The sequence below is a fragment of the Arthrobacter sp. B1I2 genome (genome assembly GCF_030816485.1).
Classification (GTDB): domain Bacteria; phylum Actinomycetota; class Actinomycetes; order Actinomycetales; family Micrococcaceae; genus Arthrobacter.
The window spans coordinates 1,936,010-1,955,141 of the sequence record NZ_JAUSYC010000001.1; the positions used below are offsets into that span (position 1 = coordinate 1,936,010).

15 protein-coding genes and 2 pseudogenes are annotated in these 19,132 nt (G+C 67.3%); 8 read left to right on the plus strand and 9 right to left on the minus strand.

Features of this window, described 5'->3' with window-relative positions:
- Window positions 1-22 precede the first annotated feature (22 nt).
- On the minus strand, window positions 23-730 hold the full coding sequence (locus QFZ57_RS08980; protein ID WP_306899612.1) for a DUF4397 domain-containing protein: 708 nt from the start codon (window positions 728-730) through the stop codon (window positions 23-25).
- Between the two features lie 101 nt (window positions 731-831).
- Window positions 832-1,275: a PaaI family thioesterase gene (locus QFZ57_RS08985; RefSeq protein WP_306899615.1), complete on the minus strand. Its 444-nt coding sequence runs from the start codon at window positions 1,273-1,275 to the stop codon at window positions 832-834.
- A gap of 141 nt (window positions 1,276-1,416) precedes the next feature.
- On the opposite strand from QFZ57_RS08985, the gene paaZ reads away from it, so the two are divergent.
- Window positions 1,417-3,528: a phenylacetic acid degradation bifunctional protein PaaZ gene (gene paaZ / locus QFZ57_RS08990; protein WP_306899617.1), complete on the plus strand. Its 2,112-nt coding sequence runs from the start codon at window positions 1,417-1,419 to the stop codon at window positions 3,526-3,528.
- A gap of 155 nt (window positions 3,529-3,683) precedes the next feature.
- On the opposite strand, the gene QFZ57_RS08995 is transcribed toward paaZ, so the two are convergent.
- From QFZ57_RS08995 to QFZ57_RS09015, 5 genes and pseudogenes are all read right to left on the minus strand, one after another.
- Window positions 3,684-3,989 carry a hypothetical protein gene (locus QFZ57_RS08995; protein WP_306899619.1) on the minus strand — a complete coding sequence of 102 codons (306 nt, stop codon included), beginning with the start codon at window positions 3,987-3,989 and terminating at the stop codon, window positions 3,684-3,686.
- 12 nt (window positions 3,990-4,001) lie between these two features.
- Window positions 4,002-5,138, minus strand: coding sequence for a S1C family serine protease (locus QFZ57_RS09000; protein WP_306899621.1), 1,137 nt, complete (start codon window positions 5,136-5,138; stop codon window positions 4,002-4,004).
- 102 nt (window positions 5,139-5,240) lie between these two features.
- On the minus strand, window positions 5,241-5,888 hold the full coding sequence (locus tag QFZ57_RS09005) for a TetR/AcrR family transcriptional regulator (RefSeq protein ID WP_306899623.1): 648 nt from the start codon (window positions 5,886-5,888) through the stop codon (window positions 5,241-5,243).
- A 61-nt stretch (window positions 5,889-5,949) separates the two neighbouring features.
- Window positions 5,950-7,336, minus strand: a pseudogene (gene paaK / locus QFZ57_RS09010) (phenylacetate--CoA ligase PaaK).
- Between the two features lie 7 nt (window positions 7,337-7,343).
- A complete protein-coding gene (locus QFZ57_RS09015) occupies window positions 7,344-7,814 on the minus strand; it encodes a hotdog fold thioesterase (protein WP_306899624.1) in 471 nt (156 codons plus the stop codon).
- A 262-nt stretch (window positions 7,815-8,076) separates the two neighbouring features.
- On the opposite strand from QFZ57_RS09015, the pseudogene pta reads away from it, so the two are divergent.
- A pseudogene (gene pta / locus QFZ57_RS09020) lies at window positions 8,077-10,216 on the plus strand (phosphate acetyltransferase).
- 75 nt (window positions 10,217-10,291) lie between these two features.
- On the opposite strand, the gene QFZ57_RS09025 reads toward pta, so the two are convergent.
- Window positions 10,292-11,623 carry an MFS transporter gene (locus tag QFZ57_RS09025; RefSeq protein WP_306899625.1) on the minus strand — a complete coding sequence of 444 codons (1,332 nt, stop codon included), beginning with the start codon at window positions 11,621-11,623 and terminating at the stop codon, window positions 10,292-10,294.
- Window positions 11,624-11,864: 241 nt separating this feature from the next.
- On the opposite strand from QFZ57_RS09025, the gene QFZ57_RS09030 reads away from it, so the two are divergent.
- The 4 genes from QFZ57_RS09030 (at window position 11,865) to QFZ57_RS09045 (ending at window position 16,828) form a co-directional block, all read left to right on the plus strand.
- Window positions 11,865-12,590, plus strand: coding sequence for a GntR family transcriptional regulator (locus tag QFZ57_RS09030; protein WP_306899626.1), 726 nt, complete (start codon window positions 11,865-11,867; stop codon window positions 12,588-12,590).
- Between the two features lie 169 nt (window positions 12,591-12,759).
- Window positions 12,760-14,109 (plus strand): L-fuconate dehydratase, encoded by a 1,350-nt coding sequence (locus QFZ57_RS09035; protein WP_306630096.1) that lies wholly within the window; start codon window positions 12,760-12,762, stop codon window positions 14,107-14,109.
- Window positions 14,106-15,632 carry an aldehyde dehydrogenase (NADP(+)) gene (locus QFZ57_RS09040; protein WP_306899628.1) on the plus strand — a complete coding sequence of 509 codons (1,527 nt, stop codon included), beginning with the start codon at window positions 14,106-14,108 and terminating at the stop codon, window positions 15,630-15,632. Before QFZ57_RS09035 ends, QFZ57_RS09040 begins: the two co-directional genes overlap by 4 nt.
- A gap of 5 nt (window positions 15,633-15,637) precedes the next feature.
- The gene (locus tag QFZ57_RS09045; RefSeq protein WP_373461301.1) at window positions 15,638-16,828 is read left to right on the plus strand and encodes a fumarylacetoacetate hydrolase family protein; all 1,191 of its coding nucleotides are present in this window, start codon (window positions 15,638-15,640) and stop codon (window positions 16,826-16,828) included.
- 83 nt (window positions 16,829-16,911) lie between these two features.
- Here QFZ57_RS09045 and QFZ57_RS09050 read toward each other — a convergent pair whose 3' ends face one another.
- Window positions 16,912-17,202, minus strand: coding sequence for a hypothetical protein (locus tag QFZ57_RS09050; protein WP_306630099.1), 291 nt, complete (start codon window positions 17,200-17,202; stop codon window positions 16,912-16,914).
- A gap of 134 nt (window positions 17,203-17,336) precedes the next feature.
- Here QFZ57_RS09050 and QFZ57_RS09055 point away from each other — a divergent pair, with 134 nt between their 5' ends.
- Entirely contained in the window at window positions 17,337-18,503 is a 1,167-nt protein-coding gene (locus tag QFZ57_RS09055) for an acetate kinase (protein WP_306899633.1), read from the plus strand.
- Window positions 18,504-18,506: 3 nt separating this feature from the next.
- The gene (locus QFZ57_RS09060) at window positions 18,507-19,082 is read left to right on the plus strand and encodes a GNAT family N-acetyltransferase (RefSeq protein ID WP_306899635.1); all 576 of its coding nucleotides are present in this window, start codon (window positions 18,507-18,509) and stop codon (window positions 19,080-19,082) included.
- Window positions 19,083-19,132 lie beyond the last annotated feature (50 nt).

Genomic DNA, 19,132 nt, shown 5'->3' on the forward strand with positions numbered 1-19,132 from the left:
CGTGGTCCGTGCGCGGTGCCCGTCAGTGGGAGTCGTCGCACCTGTCCTTGCCGTCAACCACCTGGACGGCCACGTCCAGGGTGCCGTCGGCCAGGCTTCCCCAGGCATAAACGATGGTGTTCTTGCCGGCTTCCACGGTGATGTCCGCGGGTCCGATCACGGGGTCGGTGGTCCCTGCAGCGGCTACGGACGCTGAAATGGTTCCGGCCTTCAGCTTCAGGGTGGCCTCGTCCGGGTTGCTGAGGTCCTCAATCACTGCCGATCCGCCGGCCAGGACGTCGACGGCGGGGGCTGCGGCAATGTGCCGGACTGTCAGCTTGCCCTTCTTGTCGTTGCGGGGCGCCTTGGTGTCGTTGGTGAAGAGCGATGCGGTGGGGGCGCCGTCGGCGTCAAGATGCGCCACGGCGGTGTAGTTGCCGCCTTCGTCGAGTTCAACGTGCACCGGCCCGATCACCGGGTTCTTGGCGCTGGTGGCGTCCGCGGCCGTGACGGCGATCTGGTAGTCGCCGGCGGCCAGTTCCAGCGGCCCGGCCAGAGTACCCGGTTTGAAGTCGTCCAGCGTAAGGTCGCCGTTCACCCATACATCCACGGTGAGGCCGGGCACGCCATGCAGGACGGACAGCAGTGCCGGGTCGTCGTCATGATGCCGGCCGTCCGCTTGGGCGGGGGCGGCGAACGCCAGTGACGCGGCGAGTGAAAGTGCTCCGGCGGCGAAGGTCATTTTGCGCATTTCATACTCCTTGGAGGATGCCCGGGAACCGGGCTGTTTATGCTTACGCGCTTACTACCGCTGCGACCCCGCGTTTGGATGCACCGCCAGGATCTTTGGTGTCAGTTTTTTCGTTTCATCAGCAGGTTGGTGATCCGGAGCGTGCACAGCCGCTGCCCTGCCGCGTTGGTGATCAGCACCTCGTGCGTGGTGAGGGTTCCGCCCAGGTGGATGGGTGTGGCCGTGATGGTGATCTGGCCTTCCCGCGCGGAGCGGTGGTGGGTGGCGGAAACGTCCACCCCCACGGCCGTCTTGCCCATGGTGCTGGCGTGGATGACGGCGGCCCAGGAGCCTACGGCCTCGCCCACGGCAAGGGAGGCGCCGCCGTGCAGCAGCCCGAACGATTGCCTGTTTCCCTCCACCGGCATGGTGGCCACCACACGCTCCACGGACTCCTCCACGATTTTCACGCCCATCTTCTCGTCCAGCTCGCCGAGGGTGATCTTCCACAGTTCGTGCGCGGAAGGCTGGGTATCGGCAGCATCCTGGGGTGATGGGGCGCTCATTGATTCTCCTTAGTGGCCAATTGGGTCCTGGCCTTCTAGTCTGCAGCACGGCACTTCATGTATGGTGAATATATTACCGAACGGACGGTCAGTAATGACTTGTCCTGTTTGCCTGCCCCCTTGTTGGAAGGACCGTCAACGATGACCACCACAGCCACAGCTCCCCAGGCCACGGTCGACACCGTGGAGACAGTGCCCAGCTTCGTCAGGGACGCCTGGTGGACGCCCGACGCCGGCGCGTCGGCTTCCGCCGTTCCCGTCCGGGACGCCAGCACGGGGGAGCTCCTGGCCAAGGTGAGCACGGAGGGACTGGACCTCGCCGCCGTCGTGGAGTACGGACGCAGCACCGGCCAGGCTGAACTGGGCAAGCTGACCTTCCACCAGCGGGCCCTCAAGCTCAAGGAACTGGCGCAGTACCTGAACGCCCGCCGCGACCACTTCTACGCCTTCTCCGCACAGACCGGCGCCACCAGGATTGACTCCATGGTGGACATCGACGGCGGCATCGGCGTCCTCTTCACGTTCGGCTCCAAGGGCCGGCGCGAACTGCCCAATTCCCAGGTGGTGGTGGACGGGCCCATGGAGGTGCTGTCCAAGGACGCTTCCTTCGCGGGCGAGCACATCTACACCCGCATCCCGGGCGTGGCCGTGCAGATCAACGCCTTCAACTTCCCGGTCTGGGGCATGCTTGAGAAGTTCGCGCCCGCCTTCATCGCCGGCGTGCCCACCATCGTCAAACCCGCTACTCCCACCGGCTACGTCGCGGCGGCCGTCGTCAAAGCCATCGTCGAATCCAACATCCTGCCCAAGGGTTCACTGCAGCTCATCTCCGGCTCGGTCCGCGGCCTGCTGGATGTTTTGGACTACCGGGACCTGGTGGCTTTCACCGGCTCCGCCTCCACCGCCAAATCCCTGAAGGCGCACCCGAACGTGCTGGAGGGCGGAGTCCGGTTCACGTCCGAAACCGACTCCCTGAACGCCGCCATCCTCGGCCCCGACGCGGTGGAAGGCACCCCTGAATTCGACGCCTTCGTCAAATCCGTGGTCACCGAAATGACCGTCAAGGCCGGCCAGAAGTGCACCGCCATCCGCCGCGCAATCGTGCCGCAGGAACTGGTGCCCGCCGTGTCCGCCGCAGTCGGCAAGCGCATTTCCGGGCGGGTGGTCCTGGGCGACCCCCGCGGTGAGGGCGTCACCATGGGTGCGCTGGCCTCCGTGGAACAGCTCGAGGACGTCCGCGCCGCCGTGCAGTCCATGCTCGACGCCGGCGGTGAGCTTGCGTACGGAACGCTTGATTCGCCGTCGGTCACCTCCGCCGACGGAACCACCGGGGTAGTGGATGGCGGCGCCTTCATGGCTCCCGTCGTCCTTAACTGGAACAACCCGGAGGCGGAGGCCATCCACTCACTGGAGGCGTTCGGGCCGGTATCGTCCGTGATCGGCTACAAGGACCTGGCCGACGCCGTCCGGCTCGCCGCCCGGGGCGGCGGCTCCCTGGTGGCATCGGTGTGCACCAACGATCCCGAGGTGGCCCGCGAGCTGGTCACCGGGATCGCCGCGCACCACGGCCGCGTCCTGATGCTCAACCGCGAGGACGCCCGCAGCTCCACCGGCCATGGTTCACCGGTTCCCCACCTGGTCCACGGCGGACCCGGCCGGGCCGGCGGCGGCGAGGAACTGGGCGGCATCCGGTCCGTGCTGCACCACATGCAGCGAACCGCCATCCAGGGCTCACCGAACATGCTCACCGCCGTCACCGGCGTCTGGCATGCCGGTGCTGACCGTAACTTCACCCTGGAGACCGAGGGGACGCATCCGTTCCGGAAGCACCTGTCCGCCCTCCGGATCGGCGACGCCGTCCGGTCCGACCTGCGGCAGGTCACGCTCGAGGACATCACCGCGTTCGCCAACTCCACCGGGGACACGTTCTATGCCCACACCAACCAGGAAGCGGCGGCGGCCAACCCGATTTTCCCGGGCATCGTGGCGCACGGCTACCTGTTGCTGGCCTGGGGAGCGGGGCTGTTCGTGGAGCCCGCCCCGGGCCCCGTCCTGGCCAACTACGGGCTGGAAAACTGCCGTTTCACCAAGCCGGTGGCCGCTGGCGATTCGATCCGGGTGACCCTCACCGCCAAGAAGATCACCCCGCGCGAAACCGACGAATACGGTGAAGTGGCCTGGGACGCCGTGCTCACCAACCAGGACGACGAGATCGTTGCCACCTACGACGTCCTCACCCTCGTCGAAAAGTAGTCCCCTCCCGATGCGCCATCACTTTTGGTCCCTAAGAGGGGGTTTTAACAACCAAAAGTGATGGCGCAACCGGGTGGGGGTGATGCGACTGAATACAAGCAGCAGGGGCGCCCCGGCCGGACCGGGGCGCCCCTGCTGCTTGTATTGGTAAGGCGTCAGCTTTCGGCGCCGCCGTGCAGGCCGTCGTCGCTGCTGTCATCCTCGGGTCCCGGGCCGCGGCCGCCCTCGCTGCGGTCGGAGAGGTCCATGTTGCCGCGGGCCTCGTCCATGGTCGGCCCGCCGCGCGGGACGCTGTAGGTGTCCGGGCGGATGCCGTGCGACTGTTCCTCGATCAGGGCCTGCTCCTCGCTGAAGCGGATCACGTTGGCCTCGTCGCCGGCGTCGCCGGGAACGTCCTCGCGGATCTTTGAGGGGTCCGGGATGATGAATCCTGCGTCGGGCTCTTCCTTGGGGTGGCTCATGTTCTTTCCTTCCTATCGGGTGGTTGTGTTGGCGGGCCGGTCGGTGAGGTCCACCTTGATATCCAAACTTTGATCGCCGCGCGTGACCTTGAAGCCTACGGTGTCGCCGGGGTTTCGCTGGCGCAGTTCCGCCAGGAGCTTCTCTGGGGTGGTGAGCTGCACACCCTCCATGGACTCCAGGACGTCGCCGGGACGGATCCCCGCGCGCCCGGCCGGGCCGTCCCTGTCCGCGGCGAGCACCACCACTCCGGCCCCTTCCCGGATGCCCAGCTGGTCGGCGATCTGCGCCGTCAGCTCGCCCGGTGTCAGGCCCAGGTACGCGTGTTTGGCCGTTCCGTTGGCCAGCAGCTCTTCGGCGACGTCGACGGCGGTGGCGGCGGGAATGGCGAAGCCCAGGGACACTGCCCCGGACGACGGCGGGATGTAGGCCTCGCTGATGCCGATGACCTCGCCGCGCATATTGATCACGGCACCGCCGGAGTTGCCGGGGCTGATGGGCGCGTCCGTCTGGATGAGGTCCACCAGGGAAAGGCTGTTGGACGCGGAGCCGGGGATGGAGCGGTGGAGCCCGGAGATGATGCCGGCTGTGGCGGTGTTTTCAAAGCCAAGGGGGGAGCCCAGGACCAGGGCGCCTTCGCCAACCTTGGGCAGGTTGCTCTGGTAGGTGGGCTTCGGCAGGCCGGTGCGCTTGGCCTGCACCAGCGCGAGGTCCGTCACCGCGTCACTGGCCTTCACCGTCCCTTCCACGCGCTGCCCGTCGGCGAACCCCACCTCAACGGTGGTGGCGCCGCGGATTACGTGCTCGTTGGTCAGGATCAGCCCGTCCGCCGAGTACACCACACCGCTGCCCAGGCCGCCCTCGGTGAAAATGGTGACGACCGACGGCGACAGGTTCTCCACGAGCTGCGGCAGGTTCCCGCCGGCATTCCCGGAGTCGGAGCCTGCTGCGGGCGCGGAGGAACCGGATGCGGCCGGCCCCGGCGTGGAGGTGGCGGCCGACGACGGCGCCTGGCTTGAGGAGGTACCGCTGGGGGCCGGGGGGCTTGGCGTGCCGGTGCAGCCGCTGAGTGCCAGCGCGGCCGCCAGGGCGCCGCCCCCCACCGCCGTCCGGAGGCAACGTGAACGCTGCGGAATGCCGGCCTGGCTCATCGGTACCTCCCCGCGGATGCTCGCTTTCTACCACCGTAGCGGGGGAGCGGGAAAAATACCAAGCACACTTATTATTGGTGGTCTGGCTGGCCCGGGCGCTGCCTACGTGTTTGCGTGCAGCCCTTCGAATGCCATGCTGATGACGTCGTCGGCCAGCCGCTGCGGGGAGAGGGGGCCGCCCGGTTTGTACCACTCCACGATGGAGTTGATCATGCCGAATAGCAACCGCGACACGGTGCGGGGGTCAATGTCCGCCCGGAGCGAGCCCTCGTCCCGGGCCGCGGAAATAAGGCCTGCCACCTTGTGGTCGAACGCACGGCGCCGTTCCAGGGCGTCCCGTTCGATCTCGGTATTGCCGCGCAGGCGCAGCAGCAGGGTGACAAAGGGGAGGCGGTCCACCAGCACGGCCACCGTTTGCCGCAGCACGAACTCGAGCCGGGCATCAGCGGCTCCCGAGGTTGCCTCGGGCTGCTCCAGGATGGCTTCAAGGCCGCCGAGCGCGTGGTCCAGGGCGAGCTTGAGGAGGTCGCCCTTGGACGGCACGTGGTGGTAGATCGCGGACTTGGAGATGCCCAGGTTCTCGGCCAGGATGCCCATGGAGGTGGCGTCATAGCCGTGCCGGTTGAAGACGTCCACGGCGATGCGGAGCACCGACTGCTGGTCGTAGCCGGGGCGGCCCCGCTTGGCGGTGCCATTACCGGCGGTGCTGGGGGTTTCGGTGGTGCTGGCAGTTTTGCTGGCGCTGGGCATAATCGCTAGTTTCTCACGAACGGTCGGTAGGTCCGGGGACGGCGCAGCACCACCGAAACCCTTAAGCCTTCGGGCGCAGGTCGTAAATCCGGCGCAGCTTGCCGTTGGACCGCTCCAGTGAGCCGGGCTCCACCACGTCCACGGTGCACGAAGAACCAACGTGGATCTTGATCTGCTCCTTCAAGGTGCGTGCCGCCGTCGTGCCCTGGTCGGTGGTGACGGCGTCACGCCGCTCGATGCGCACGGTCAGCTGGTCCATCCGCTGGCCCTCGGGGCGCGTGAGTTCGAGCTGGAAGTGCGGGCTCAGCTCGGGGATCCGCAGGGCGATTTCCTCGATCTGGGACGGGAACAGGTTCACGCCGCGCAGGATGATCATGTCATCGCTGCGGCCGGTGATGCGGCCCATCCGGCGGTGCGCGGGCCGGGCGGTGCCGGGCAGCAGGCGGGTGAGGTCCTTGGTGCGGTACCGGATGATCGGCAGCGCTTCCTTGGTTAGAGAGGTGAAGACGAGTTCACCGTGTTCGCCGTCTCGCAGCACGTTCTCCTTGCCCGCCACCGGGTTGAAGGGATCGATGATTTCGGGGCGGAAAGTGGTCCTCCCAGATGTGGCTGCCGTCCTGGGTCTCCACCGACTCGCCGGCAACGCCCGGACCCATCACCTCGGAGAGGCCGTAGATGTCGCAGGCCTTGATGTTCATCATGACCTCAAGCTCGTGGCGCATCTCCTCGGTCCACGGCTCCGCCCCCAGGACGGCGAACTTCAGTGAGGTGGAGGCAGGATCAATGCCCATGTGCGCCATGGCGTCGGCGATGGTGAGCAGGTACGTCGGAGTGGCCAGGATGGCGTCCGGCTTGAAGTCCTGGATCAGCTGGATCTGGCGTTCGGTCTGGCCGCCGGACATGGGGATGACCGTGCAGCCCAGGGCCTCGGCGCCGGCGTGCGCGCCCAGGCCGCCGGTGAACAGGCCGTAGCCGTAGGCGTTGTGGACCTTCATGCCCGGGCGGATGCCTGCGGCCCGGAAGCTGCGGGCCACCAGCTTGGCCCAGTCCGCCAGGTCCTGCTTGGTGTAGCCGACGACGGTGGGCCGGCCCGTGGTGCCCGAGCTGGCGTGGATGCGGGCTACTTCAGCCTGGGGGACCGCGAACATGCCGAAGGGGTATTCGGCGCGCAGGTCGTCCTTGGTGGTGAAGGGGAAGTTGCCCAGGTCATCAAGCCCGCGCAGGTCGGCGGGGTGGATCCCGGCGTCGTCGAACTTGCGCTTGTAGAGCGGCACGCGCTCGTACGCGTACGCCAGGGTGTGCTGCAGGCGCTTCAGCTGGAGGGCTTCAAGCTCATCGCGGGAAATGGTTTCCTCGCGGTCCAGGGCGGCATCGGTGCCGGCGGCGGTGGCTTGCGGATCCGCCGGGGAAACGGCAGCGGCGGGGGTCTCGGGGGCATGCAGGGTCATGGTTTTCCTACTTCTTGGGAATGGTGCGGCTGCGTCCGCGGAACTCGGCGATGAGCTCGCCCGGGGAACCGGGCTGGGTTCCGGAGTCCGGCGTACCGGCGTCGGCGGCAAAGATCTGGATGTCGTACAGGCCGCTGCGCCCGGCACTGGAGCGGCGGTCGGCGACGGCGGTCAACACCTGGCCCCGGAAGGCGGGCTTGAGGAAGTTGATGTCGACGCCGGAGGCAACGGTGATGGCGGTTTCCTCGCCGGGTGCGGGGTGGATGGGGTTGCACGCGAGGGCGAAGGCGGTGTCCCCGAACGCGAAGATCATTCCGCCGTGGGCCATGCCGAAGCCGTTGAGCATTTCCTGCCGGAGTGTCATCCGGATGGTGGCGTGGCCGTCGCTGATGGCGAGGACCTTGATTCCCATCCATTCGGAGGCATAGTCGTTTTCCAGGATGGGGTGGGTGGCCCCCGAAAGTGTTGCTTCAGCCATGCGTCATTGCCTCCAGCTTTATTTACCGAATGTTCATTAGGTAATCCCATGAGGGGGTCCGGTGTCAAGGGGATGGGCGCGTTCCTGCCCGGTTGCTGGGGCGGCCCCGCGCCCGGAAGCCGGGACACGCCGTCGTCCGCGGCGCGCCGCCACGGTGCCGGAAAAGCAACTGGGCAGGAACGCACGACGGCGGCGCGCACCGCCGGGGAGGAAGTGCAAGGATGGGAGGACCGGCACCAGCAAGAACAGCAAAGGGCGGACCATGGCCAAAGGCATTTACGTCAGCGCAACCACCCCCGGATCGGGCAAGTCCCTCGTGGCGCTGGGCCTGGCGGACACCCTGCACCGGCACGCGGACAGGATCGGCTTTTTCAAACCGGTGGTCCACGGGCCCTCGGCCGGCAACGATCCGATGGTGGCCTTGATGAAGGCCCGGTTTGCACTGGAGGACGAGCGCTGCCGCGGCGGCCTGACCTACGAAGAGGTCCGCACGCTGCTCGCAGAAGGAAACCGGGCGGAGATCGACGCCCGCTGCGTGGAGATCTTCGCGGACATCGCCCGCCACTGCGACGTGGTGATCGTGGAGGGAACGGACCTGGTGGGCCAGGACTCCGCCGTCGAATTCGACCTCAATGCCCGGCTGGCCAACAACCTCGCCACGCCCGTGGTTGCCGTGGTGGGAGCGAAGGGACGGACGGTTCCCGAGACTGCTGCCGCCGTCGAAGTTGCCCGCAAGGAGCTGGCCGCCGAAAGGTGCGCGCTGCTGGCCATCATGGTCAACCGGGCAAACGCTGAGGACCTGGACGCCATCGCGGCCGCGCTCAAGCCCGGAGCCTCCGGCCGCCCGGTGTACATCCTGCCCGAGCTGGAGGAAATCGCCCGGCCCACCACCGGCGAGGTGGCCACGGCCCTGCGCGTGCGGCAGATCGCGGGAACGCCGGACATGGAACGCGACGTCAAGGACATCAAGGTGGCTGCCATGAATGTGGGCAACTTCCTGAATGTGCTGGACGAGGGCGCCCTGGTGATTGTGCCGGGGGACCGGGCAGACGTGATGGTGGCCTGCCTGGCGGCGTCCTTCTCGCCCGAGTTTCCGGTGGCCTCCGCTCTGATCCTTACCGGCGGCCTGGCCCCGGACGCCAACATCTATCCGCTCCTGGCCCCAGGCGCCGTTCCCGGTCTTTGCCGCAGACGAGGACACCTACCAGACGGCGCGCCGGGTTTCCGAGGTGCGCAGCGAGATCTGGTCGGGGCACCGGCGCAAGGTGGCTTCCGCGCTGGGCCTCTGGTCACGCCGCGTTGATGAGGCCGAACTGGTGGAGCGGCTGCACCTGCCGCGTGCTGAACGGATGACGCCGCTGCGGTTCCTGCACGACCTCATTGAGCGGGCCCGGACGCAGCGCCGCCATGTGGTCCTGCCGGAGGGGACCGACGTCAGGATCCTGCGCGCGGCCGAAATCCTGCACCGCCGCGACGTCTGCGACCTGACTGTCCTGGGCCCGGAGTCCGACGTCCGGGAACTCGCGGCCGCAAACGGCATCGACATGTCCGGCATCAGTGTCATCGACCCCGCCACCTCCGATCTCCGGCTGCAGTTCGCAGAGAAGTACGCCGAACTGCGGGCGCACAAGGGCGTTGACCTGCCCAAGGCCCTGGAGATCATGCAGGACGTGAGCTACTTCGGCACCATGATGGTCCAGCTGGGCGTGGTGGACGGGATGGTGTCCGGCGCGGCCCACACCACCGCCCACACCATCCGGCCGGCACTGGAGTTCGTGAAGACCCGCCCCGGCGTGAAGATCGTGTCCTCGGTGTTCCTGATGCTGATGCCGGACCGGGTGCTGGTCTATGGGGACTGCGCCGTGAACCCGGATCCGAACGTGGAGCAGCTGGCGGACATTGCCCTGGCATCGGCCGAAACCGCCGCCCAGTTCGGGGTGGAGCCCAGGGTGGCCATGCTGTCCTACTCCACCGGCGGATCCGGTGCGGGCGAGGCCGTGGACGAGGTGCGGCAGGCCACCGAGCTGGTGCGCCGGCGCCGGCCGGACCTCGCCGTCGAAGGGCCCATCCAGTACGACGCCGCCGTGGACGCCTCCATCGCCGCGTCCAAGATGCCGGGCTCCTCCGTGGCGGGGCAGGCCACGGTGTTCGTCTTCCCGGACCTGAACACCGGCAACAACACGTACAAGGCGGTGCAGCAGAGCTCCGGCGCGGTGGCGGTGGGACCCGTCCTGCAGGGGCTGCGCAAGCCGGTCAACGACCTCTCCCGCGGCTGCACGGTGGAGGACATCGTGAACACGGTGGCCATCACCGCCATCCAGGCCCAGGCCCCGGATCCAGCCCAAGTGCAAAGCCCGGCGGAGGCCGGGAGTGCAGTGCAGGCCGGGAGCCCAGCCGCTTAGGACACCATGCACAAAATACGACGCCGGCACTTTGGTAAGTGCCGGCGTCGTACTTTTGCCTGGGGTTGGGAAAGCCTAGGCGGCTGCCTCGACCTTCAGTGGTTCGATTTTGCCAATGACGAACAGGTAGTTGGCTGCGCCAATCAGGGAGATTGCGCCGATGACGGCCAGCGGCGCCACGAAGGATCCGGTCTGGTCCACCAGCACACCGATCAGGATGGGCGTGAAGATGCCGGCCAGGTTGGAGGCGAAGTTCTGCAGTCCGCCGATGGAGCCGACGTGGCGTGAACTGGGGGCCACATCGGCTGGCAGCGACCAGATGCCCGTTGCTGCCACGGTGAGGCTGGAGTAGGCGACGGACAGCAGTGCCAGTGCCATCCAGGCTTCCGGAACCAGCGCGGCAAACATGATGACCGAGCCGCCCGCCAGGCCGCCCGCGATGGCGGTCTTGCGGACCTTGCTGACCGGGGAGCCGGCGCGGACGGCGCGGTCGGCAAGGTATCCGCCCAGCCAGCCGAAGAGCACGGCGCAGATGCCGGGGATGGCGCCGAAGAAGCCCAGCTTGAGCAGGTCGAAGCCGCGTTCCTTGACCAGGTAGCTGGGGAAGAACGTGATGAAGAAGTAAATGGCGCTGTTCAAGCAGAAGAAGCCGAACATCATGCTGAGGATGGTGCGGTACTTGAAGAGCGAACGCCAGGGGAGTTTGGCTGCGCCTTCGTCGTCGCTTGCCGCGCCGCGGGCGCCGCCCTCCTGGATGTAGCTGACTTCGGCGGCGTTGGCGCCGGTGTGCTCCTCGGGGCTGCGGTAATACTTCCACCAGACGGCAGCCCAGATGATGCCAAGGACGCCGATGATGATGAACACTGCGTGCCAGGAGGTGAAGGCGACAACCAGGGTGACGATCGGCAGCGCGATGACCGCCCCGACGCGCGAGCCGGAGTCCCAGATGCTGGTGGCAAAGGCGCGTTCCCTGACCGGGAACCAGGTGGCCACCACCTTGGCTGCCGTACTGGGCGCCGGGCTCTCACCCACGCCCAGGAGGAAGCGGGCCGCGAAAAGGGACCAGAAACTGGACGCTGCGGCGGTGACCATGGTGAAAACGGACCACCAGACGGCGGCCAGCGAGAACGAGCGGCGGGGGCCTACCTTGTCCACGTACCAGCCGGCTGCGAGCTGGAAGAAGTCGTAGGCCCAGAAGAAGGCCGCGAAGATCAGCCCCTGCTGGGTGGCGCTGAGTTCAAAGTCCTTGCCCATGAACGGCAGGGCGACGCTGAGGCTGGAACGGTCCAGGTAGTTGATGCTGAGGCCGATGAAGGCAAGCCAGATGATCACCCAGCGTTTGCGGGTCATCACGCGGGGCTGCCGGGCGGGGTTGGCAATGGATGTCTTACTTCCGAGCGTAGGCATGCGGTCTCCTTCGACATATACATGGCTTCGGTGCGGTGCGCACGGGCGGGAGGGGAAGGCGCAGAAGAGTTCGGCGCCGAAATCATATAGGAATCTGGTCAATCATATAGATATTGTGATCCAGATCAAGTGCTGCCCTGAAAAAGCTCCCGAAGAAGCCGCTGGCGGTGCGTGGCTTATGATTCCCCCAGCAGCTCCAGACCAATCAGTGCCAGTCCAACCCAGTGCAAGAGGTAACCGCGTGCCCCCACGTCAACCATCCGAAGTTCCGCGCGGCAAGGCGGCCGTTCCCGACGTCTATACCGCCATGCGCGCCTCCATCCTGGACGGTGCGATTGCTCCCGGCACGCGCATCAACATTGATGCGGTGGCCCGCAGTCTGGGGGTCTCGCAGACGCCGGTCCGCGAGGTGCTCCAGCGGCTCGAGGGCGACAACCTGGTGGTGTACAACCCCGGACGCGGCTACAGCACCACTCCGCTCCTGGACCTGCCGGAACTGCGCTCGCTGTTCGAGTTCAGGCTCCTTGTGGAACCTTGGGCGGCGCGGGCGGCGGCGGTGGACCGCCTTGCAAATCCAGCCGCGGCGCTGGAAAGGGAGCTGGCGGGCTTCCGGGACGCCATGAAGCGCAGCGAGGACCTGCGGCAGGATCTGGTGGCCCACGACACCCGCTTTCACGACGCCATCCTGGCCGCCTCCGGAAACCCGGTGGTCCGCCATGCCTTTGCCCAGACGCACTGCCACCTGCACACCTTCAGGCTCTACCCTGCGGATGTGGACGGCGCCATCACGGTGGCTGAGCATACTGCCGTACGTGAGGCAATCGAGGCCTGCGATCCTGAGCGGGCCGAGGCAGCCATGACCACCCACATCCGCAACTCCTTCGACAGGTTTGCCCAGGCCTTCGAGGGTGAACTTGCTCCGCTGGAGGACGGCGGTCCGCCCCGAAGGCGGATTGTCACCGGCTAGCCAAAGACGGCGCAGCCCCGGCCCTCCAGGGCCGGGGCTTTTTGCGTCTTGCGATACCGGTAAGTGACGTGCAGGGCTTGACCTGGATCACAAGTCCTATATGATTTTAGAAATTCGTATAGGAATCGAATCTTTCCCTTCCCGCAGTTGATACCGAAAGTTGAGATCCATGCCTTCCATCACGTCCATCAACACCCAGGACGTACGTTTCCCCACGTCCCTCGAACTTGACGGTTCAGATGCGGTCAACGTCGACCCTGATTACTCCGCCGCCTATGTGGTCATCCGCACCGATGCGGGCGATGAGGGGCACGGCTTCGTCTTCAGCTGCGGCCGCGGCAACGACATCCTGACATCCGCGATTGACGCCTACGCACGGCTGCTGGTGGGCCGCGACATCGACGAACTGATCTACGACCTGGGCGGCGCGTCCAGGCTCCTGGTCCACGACTCCCAGCTCCGCTGGCTGGGACCTGAAAAGGGCGTGACCCAGATGGCCTGCGGCGCCCTGGTCAGTGCCCTGTGGGACATCCGTGCCCGCCGCGAAAACAAGCCGCTCTGGCTCCTCCTTGCCGAGATGACGCCCGAGGAACTGGTGAGCGTTGTGGACTTTACCCACATCCGCGATGCCCTCAGCCCCGAGGAAGCCCTTGAGATCCTCCGCGCCGGCCAGGAAGGCAAGGCCCAGCGCATCGAGTCGCTCAGAAACAACGGCTTCCCCGCCTACACAACCTCCCCGGGCTGGCTCGGCTACAGCGACGAGAAACTGGTCCGGCTGAGCAAGGAGGCGGCGGCGGAGGGCTTCTCCATGATCAAACTCAAAGTGGGCGGCGACATCACCGACGACCGCAGGCGCATGGCCCTGGCCCGTGAAGCGGTAGGGGCGCTGCCCATCGCGATTGACGCCAACCAGCGCTGGGAAGTGTCCGAAGCCATTGAGTGGGTCAACCAGCTGGCCGAGTTCAACCCCTACTGGATCGAAGAGCCCACCAGCACGGACGACATCCTGGGCCATGCCGAGATCCGCAAGGGCGTCACCCCGGTGCGGGTTGCCACCGGAGAGGCCGTGGCGAGCCGGATCGTCTTCAAGCAGCTGCTCCAGGCCGGCGCCATCGACGTCCTGCAGCTCGACTCCACCCGCGTGGCCGGGGTCAACGAGAACATCGCCATCCTGCTGCTGGCAGCGAAATTCGGGGTTCCCGTCTGCCCGCACGCCGGGGGAGTGGGCTTGTGTGAGCTGGTCCAGCACTTCTCCTTCTTCGATTACGCCGTGGTGGCCCGCAGCCAGGAAAACCGCATGATCGAATTCGTGGACCACCTGCATGAGCACTTCGCGGAACCCGTCCGGATCATCGAGGGCCGCTATGCGGCCCCGGAATTGCCCGGTACGGGAGCCGAGATGCTCACCGCCTCCCGTGCCCGCTGGGAATTCCCCACCGGCGCAGGTTGGCAGGAAGTGGGCGACCGCGCCGCCGTCACCGGCGGCTCACTGGCCGCGGCAGCGGGAGCCCGCCGATGACCACGGCGGAAGTAACGGCCGTCCTCGCCGCCCCCAGCACCGTGGCGCAGCTCGATGCCGCAGTGGGGGCGGCACACCATGCCTTTGAGCAGGCCCGGTTGGCGGACCCGCACCGGCGCGCGGGCTGGCTTGAAGCCATTGCCGCCGGCCTGGAGCAGGACGCTGCGGGACTGGTGGCCACCGCCGTCGCGGAAACACACCTTGGGGCTCCCCGGCTGGAAGGGGAACTGAAGCGCACGGTGTTCCAGTTGCGGCTCTTCGCAGCAGAAATCCGCCTCGGTGAGCACTTTGACGCCACCATCGACAATGCCGACCCGGACTGGCCCATGGGCGCGCGCCCGGACCTTCGGCGCTACAACGTTCCGCTCGGCGTCGTTGGCGTTTTCGGCGCCTCCAACTTCCCCTTTGCCTTCAGCGTGATGGGCGGGGACAGCGCCTCGGCCCTGGCGGCGGGCTGCGCCGTGGTCCACAAGGCACACGACGCGCACGCAGGGCTCGCTGCCCGGACCGCGCGAACGGTGATTGAAGCGCTGGATGGTGCCGGAGCGCCGTCGGGCCTGTTCTCCATGGTGACCGGGCGGCAGGCCGGCGAGGCACTGGTGGACCATCCCCAGGTGAAGGCCATCGGTTTCACCGGCTCCACCGCCGGCGGACGCGCCCTGCTCAACCGGATCGCCGCCCGCCCCGAACCCATTCCGTTCTTCGGCGAGCTGGGTGGCATCAATGCCGTCTTCGTCACGGGCAGGGCGTGGGCATCCCGGCGGGCGGAAATCCTTGCCGGCTACGCCTCCTCGTTCACCTTGGGAATGGGCCAGTTCTGCACCAAACCCGGGCTGCTGTTCGTCCCCGCAGGACAGGCCGGCGGCGTCCGCCGCGAGCTGGAACGGGCGCTGGCCGATTTCACACCGGCCCGGCTGCTGAGCCCCCGCCTGCACGACGGTTACGCCGCTGCCGTCACCCGGCTCCGCGACAGCGACGGCGTCGACGTTCTGGTGGAAGGCAACTTTGCCGGGGCGCCGGCCCCGACGGTCCTGCTCACCACCGCAGCTGAGGTCCGGAAGAACCCGGACCTGCTCCGCCAGGAGATGTTCGGCCCGGCAAGCCTGTTGGTCGAGTACGGGGACGAATCCGAGTTGCCGGCCCTGGCAGGACTCCTGGAAGGGCAGCTGACCACCACCCTGCAGGCGGAAGCGGACGACGACGTCGCCGCGCTCGCTGCCCGGCTGGCGGACATCAGCGGCCGGGTCCTGTGGAACGGCTGGCCCACCGGCGTCACCGTCAGCTATGCCCAGCACCACGGCGGGCCATACCCGGCCACCACCTCAAACACCACCTCGGTAGGGACGGCGGCGATCCGCCGGTTCCTGCGGCCGGTGGCGTACCAGTCTTTCCCCGCGGCTCGGCTGCCCGAACCCCTGCAGGACGGCAATCCCTGGCAGGTTCCGCAAAGGGTCGACGGCGTCTGGCAGCGCCCGTCCGACGCGCCGGCAGTGGCCGTGGCCGCCCGGGAGGACAAGCCGTGAACGCCTTGAATTCTGAAGAAGTCCAAGCCGTCCTGCCCGAGGACGCGGACCAGGCACTGCTGATCGGGCGGGTCTGGGATGTTGAGAGCTGCGGCCCGCGCGTTGTCGCCGTCAGCGGTGGCCGGGTGTTTGACCTGCACCGCCTGGCCGGGACGGTCGCGGATCTGCTGGAGCTGCCGGACCCGGCAGCGGCCGTCCGCTCAGCCCTCCTGGACCCCGCCATGGCGGAACCGCGGTGGGAGACGGCCGACGTCGTCAACGCTTCCCTGGCGGGTGATGGCACCCGGACCAGGTTGCTGGCCCCCGTGGACCTCCAGGTCATCAAGGCCTGCGGCGTCACGTTCGTGGACAGCATGATCGAGCGCGTCATCGAGGAGCGCTGTGGGGGCGACGCCGGACGCGCAGCTGAGGTGCGGGAACTGGTGGGCCGCGCCCTGGGCGGAAGTATTTCCGCCCTGCGGCCGGGATCGCCGGAAGCCGCCGAAGCCAAACGCGTCCTGATCTCCGAAGGCCTGTGGTCGCAGTACCTGGAGGTGGGGATCGGCCCGGATCCAGAGGTGTTCACCAAGGCCCCGGTCCTTTCATCGGTGGGACTCGGCGCCGGCATCGGCATCCCGTCCTTCTCTTCCTGGAACAACCCGGAGCCGGAGCTGGTCCTGATCGCCACCTCCGCCGGCAAAGTGGTGGGTGCGACCCTCGGCAACGACGTGAACCTGCGTGATGTTGAAGGCAGGAGCGCGCTGCTGCTGGGCAAGGCCAAGGACAACAACGCCTCCAGCGCGCTGGGACCGTTGATCCGGCTGTTCGACGGAACATTCACCCTGGAAACGCTGCGCGATGAGGAAATCCTGCTGCGGGTCGAAGGCCCGGACGGCTACCTTCTGGAGGGCCGGAACAGCGTTTCCCGGATCAGCAGGCCCTTCGAGGAGCTTGTGGCCGCGACCCACGGAAAGCACCATCAGTACCCGGACGGGTTCGCGCTGTTCACAGGGACCCTGTTCGCCCCGACGCAGGACCGCGACGTGCCGGGACAGGGCTTCACGCACAAACACGGCGATCTGGTGACCATCCGCAGCCGGCACCTTGGTGCCCTGGTGAACAGGGTGGGCCCGTGCGAAGAACTGCCGGAATGGTCGTTCGGCCTCCGCCAGCTGTTCGCGTACCTGGCCGCGCAGCGGCAGGGGGCGCGGGCTTAGTTGTTTCGCAGCCACGTACGACGCCGGCACCTTGGCGGGTGCCGGCGTCGTACTTTTGCCTGCGGTGCCTAAGCCCGGGTGGCCTAGCTGTTGTCAGGCTTGGCCAGGCTCTCGTCGTCCTCCTGCTTGGCAGGTTCGTCGGAGAGGCCCTGCGGGGTGAGGTCCAGGTCCTCCCGGTTCTCGGGCGCCTCCGGGGCCTCGCCTGTTTCGGCAGCCTTGACGTTGCCGGTGTCGTCCAGGGCAGGGTTGGCGCCCTCCACTCCCGTGGGATCGTTCTTGCTGCCGGAGTCCGGTTGGGCGTTTAGCGGGGCGGTGCTGCTGGATCCCGTGTTGGTGGGGTCGTTCTCGTCGATCGAATTGGGCTCGTTCGTCATGGAATTGTCCTCTCGGCGTGGTCCAGCCTTGTCCGCCGACCATAGGCACAGCCAGGCCTGATCCGCAAGAAAACGGCCGGGCAAGGCACATATAGTGGGGTTGAACTGCAGACGCCAGGCTGAGGAGGCCCCGCATGCTCGTGCTCGTCATCAACTCCGGTTCGTCGTCGCTGAAGTACCAGGTCCGTGACGTGGCCGCCGGGACGGTCCTCACGGAGGGGCTGATCGAGAAGATCGGCATGGGCAACGGAGGTGGCGGCGATGGCGAGATCGAAGGCCCGCATGACCACGCCGAGGCGCTGGAGCAAGTGGACGCGGCCATCCACCAGGAACTGGGCGACCTTGAGCTGGGTGCCGTGGGGCACCGGGTGGTCCACGGCGGCGAGCGCTTCGCCGAACCCGTGCTGGTGGACAACGAGATCACCCGGGCCATTGAACGCCTCAACCCGCTGGCGCCGCTGCACAATCCCGCCAACGTCCTGGGCATCCGCGCCATCACCAAAAAGTGGCCCAAAATGCCACAGGTTGCCGTGTTCGATACCGCCTTCCACCGGACCCTGCCGGAGCACGCGTGGCGCTACGCCGTCCCGGACGAGTTGTACATCAACCACGGCATCCGCCGGTACGGCTTCCACGGCACCTCACACGAGTACGTGGCGCGGCGCTCGGCCGCGCTGCTGGACCTTCCCGTCGAGGAGTTCGACGGCGTCATCGCGCACCTGGGCAACGGCGCCTCCGTGACTGCCATCCGGGGCGGGAAGTCCGTGGACACGTCCATGGGCTTCACCCCGCTGGAGGGCCTGGTCATGGGCACCCGCTCCGGCGACCTGGACCCCTCCATCCTGGTGTTCCTTGGCCGCGCCGGCTGGAACCCCGAAGACATCGACACCATGCTCAACAGGGAATCCGGGCTGAAGGGCCTGGCCGGCAACAACGACATGCGCTCGGTGGTGGAAGCCGCCGAATCCGGCGACGACAAGGCCACGATGGCGCTCGCGGTGGCGTCCTACCGGCTGGCCAAATACATCGGCGGCTATCACGTGGCCGTCGGCGGGGCCAAGGCACTGGTGTTCACCGCCGGGATCGGCGAAAACTCCCAGCAGTTCCGGGCGCAGGTGGCGGACCGGCTGGGTGCTTTGGGCATCGAGCTCGACGCCGGCCTGAACGCCGAGCGGTCCAGGGAGCCGCGCGTCATTTCCACCCCGTCCTCCGCGATTCCCGTCCTGGTGGTTCCCACGGACGAGGAGCGCGCCATCGCGGAGGCAACGGCCGCCGTCGTCTCCTCATCGGTGGCCCCGTAGCCCATGCCCCTCGTCAACCTGCCCATCCATACGGAGCGGCTGATCCTGCGCCGCTTTGAGGGCAGCGACCTGGACACCTTCCACGCCTACCACTCGTTGCCGGAGACCGCGCGGTTCCTGCCCGGCCCGGCCAAGAGCTACACCGAGTCGATGGAACGGGTGGGCCACTACGCCAACTTCGTGTTCGAAAAGGAGGGCGACTGGGTGGCATTGGCCATCGAGTCGGCGGCGGACGGCGCGCTGCAGGGCGAAGTGGTGCTCAAGTGGCTGCCGGGCCGGGGGCAGGGCGAGGTGGGCTGGAGCCTGGCGCCGGCCGCCAGGGGCAAGGGCTACGCCACCGAGGCGGCGGAGGCAATGCTGCGGCTCGGGTTCGAGGAGCTGGGCATGCACCGGATCGAGGCGCGCCTGGACGAGCTCAACACCGCGTCCGCGGAACTGTGCCGCCGCCTGGGGATGCGGCAGGAAGCGCGGCACGTGGACAAGTGGCATTACAAAGGCGAATGGGCCACCGAGCTCATCTACGCCATCCTTGCCGACGAATGGCGCGTCGGCCGGTCCCTGAAGCGCCTGAATCCTTGAGGGGTCGAGTTTTTGGACAGATACGAGGACTTCAGGGGCGCCGAAGTCCT

Bases quoted from the DNA above. Each gene is read 5' to 3' on its own strand.
- QFZ57_RS09050 (WP_306630099.1), bottom strand. From the start codon at position 17,202: ATGACGAACGAGCCCAATTCGATCGACGAGAACGACCCCACCAACACG.
- QFZ57_RS09060 (WP_306899635.1), top strand. From the start codon at position 18,507: ATGCCCCTCGTCAACCTGCCCATCCATACGGAGCGGCTGATCCTGCGC.
- QFZ57_RS08995 (WP_306899619.1), bottom strand. From the start codon at position 3,989: ATGAGCCACCCCAAGGAAGAGCCCGACGCAGGATTCATCATCCCGGAC.
- paaZ (WP_306899617.1), top strand. From the start codon at position 1,417: ATGACCACCACAGCCACAGCTCCCCAGGCCACGGTCGACACCGTGGAG.
- QFZ57_RS09035 (WP_306630096.1), top strand. From the start codon at position 12,760: ATGCCTTCCATCACGTCCATCAACACCCAGGACGTACGTTTCCCCACG.
- QFZ57_RS09015 (WP_306899624.1), bottom strand. From the start codon at position 7,814: ATGGCTGAAGCAACACTTTCGGGGGCCACCCACCCCATCCTGGAAAAC.
- QFZ57_RS08985 (WP_306899615.1), bottom strand. From the start codon at position 1,275: ATGAGCGCCCCATCACCCCAGGATGCTGCCGATACCCAGCCTTCCGCG.
- QFZ57_RS09025 (WP_306899625.1), bottom strand. From the start codon at position 11,623: ATGCCTACGCTCGGAAGTAAGACATCCATTGCCAACCCCGCCCGGCAG.
- QFZ57_RS08980 (WP_306899612.1), bottom strand. From the start codon at position 730: ATGCGCAAAATGACCTTCGCCGCCGGAGCACTTTCACTCGCCGCGTCA.
- QFZ57_RS09040 (WP_306899628.1), top strand. From the start codon at position 14,106: ATGACCACGGCGGAAGTAACGGCCGTCCTCGCCGCCCCCAGCACCGTG.
- QFZ57_RS09055 (WP_306899633.1), top strand. From the start codon at position 17,337: ATGCTCGTGCTCGTCATCAACTCCGGTTCGTCGTCGCTGAAGTACCAG.
- QFZ57_RS09000 (WP_306899621.1), bottom strand. From the start codon at position 5,138: ATGAGCCAGGCCGGCATTCCGCAGCGTTCACGTTGCCTCCGGACGGCG.
- QFZ57_RS09005 (WP_306899623.1), bottom strand. From the start codon at position 5,888: ATGCCCAGCGCCAGCAAAACTGCCAGCACCACCGAAACCCCCAGCACC.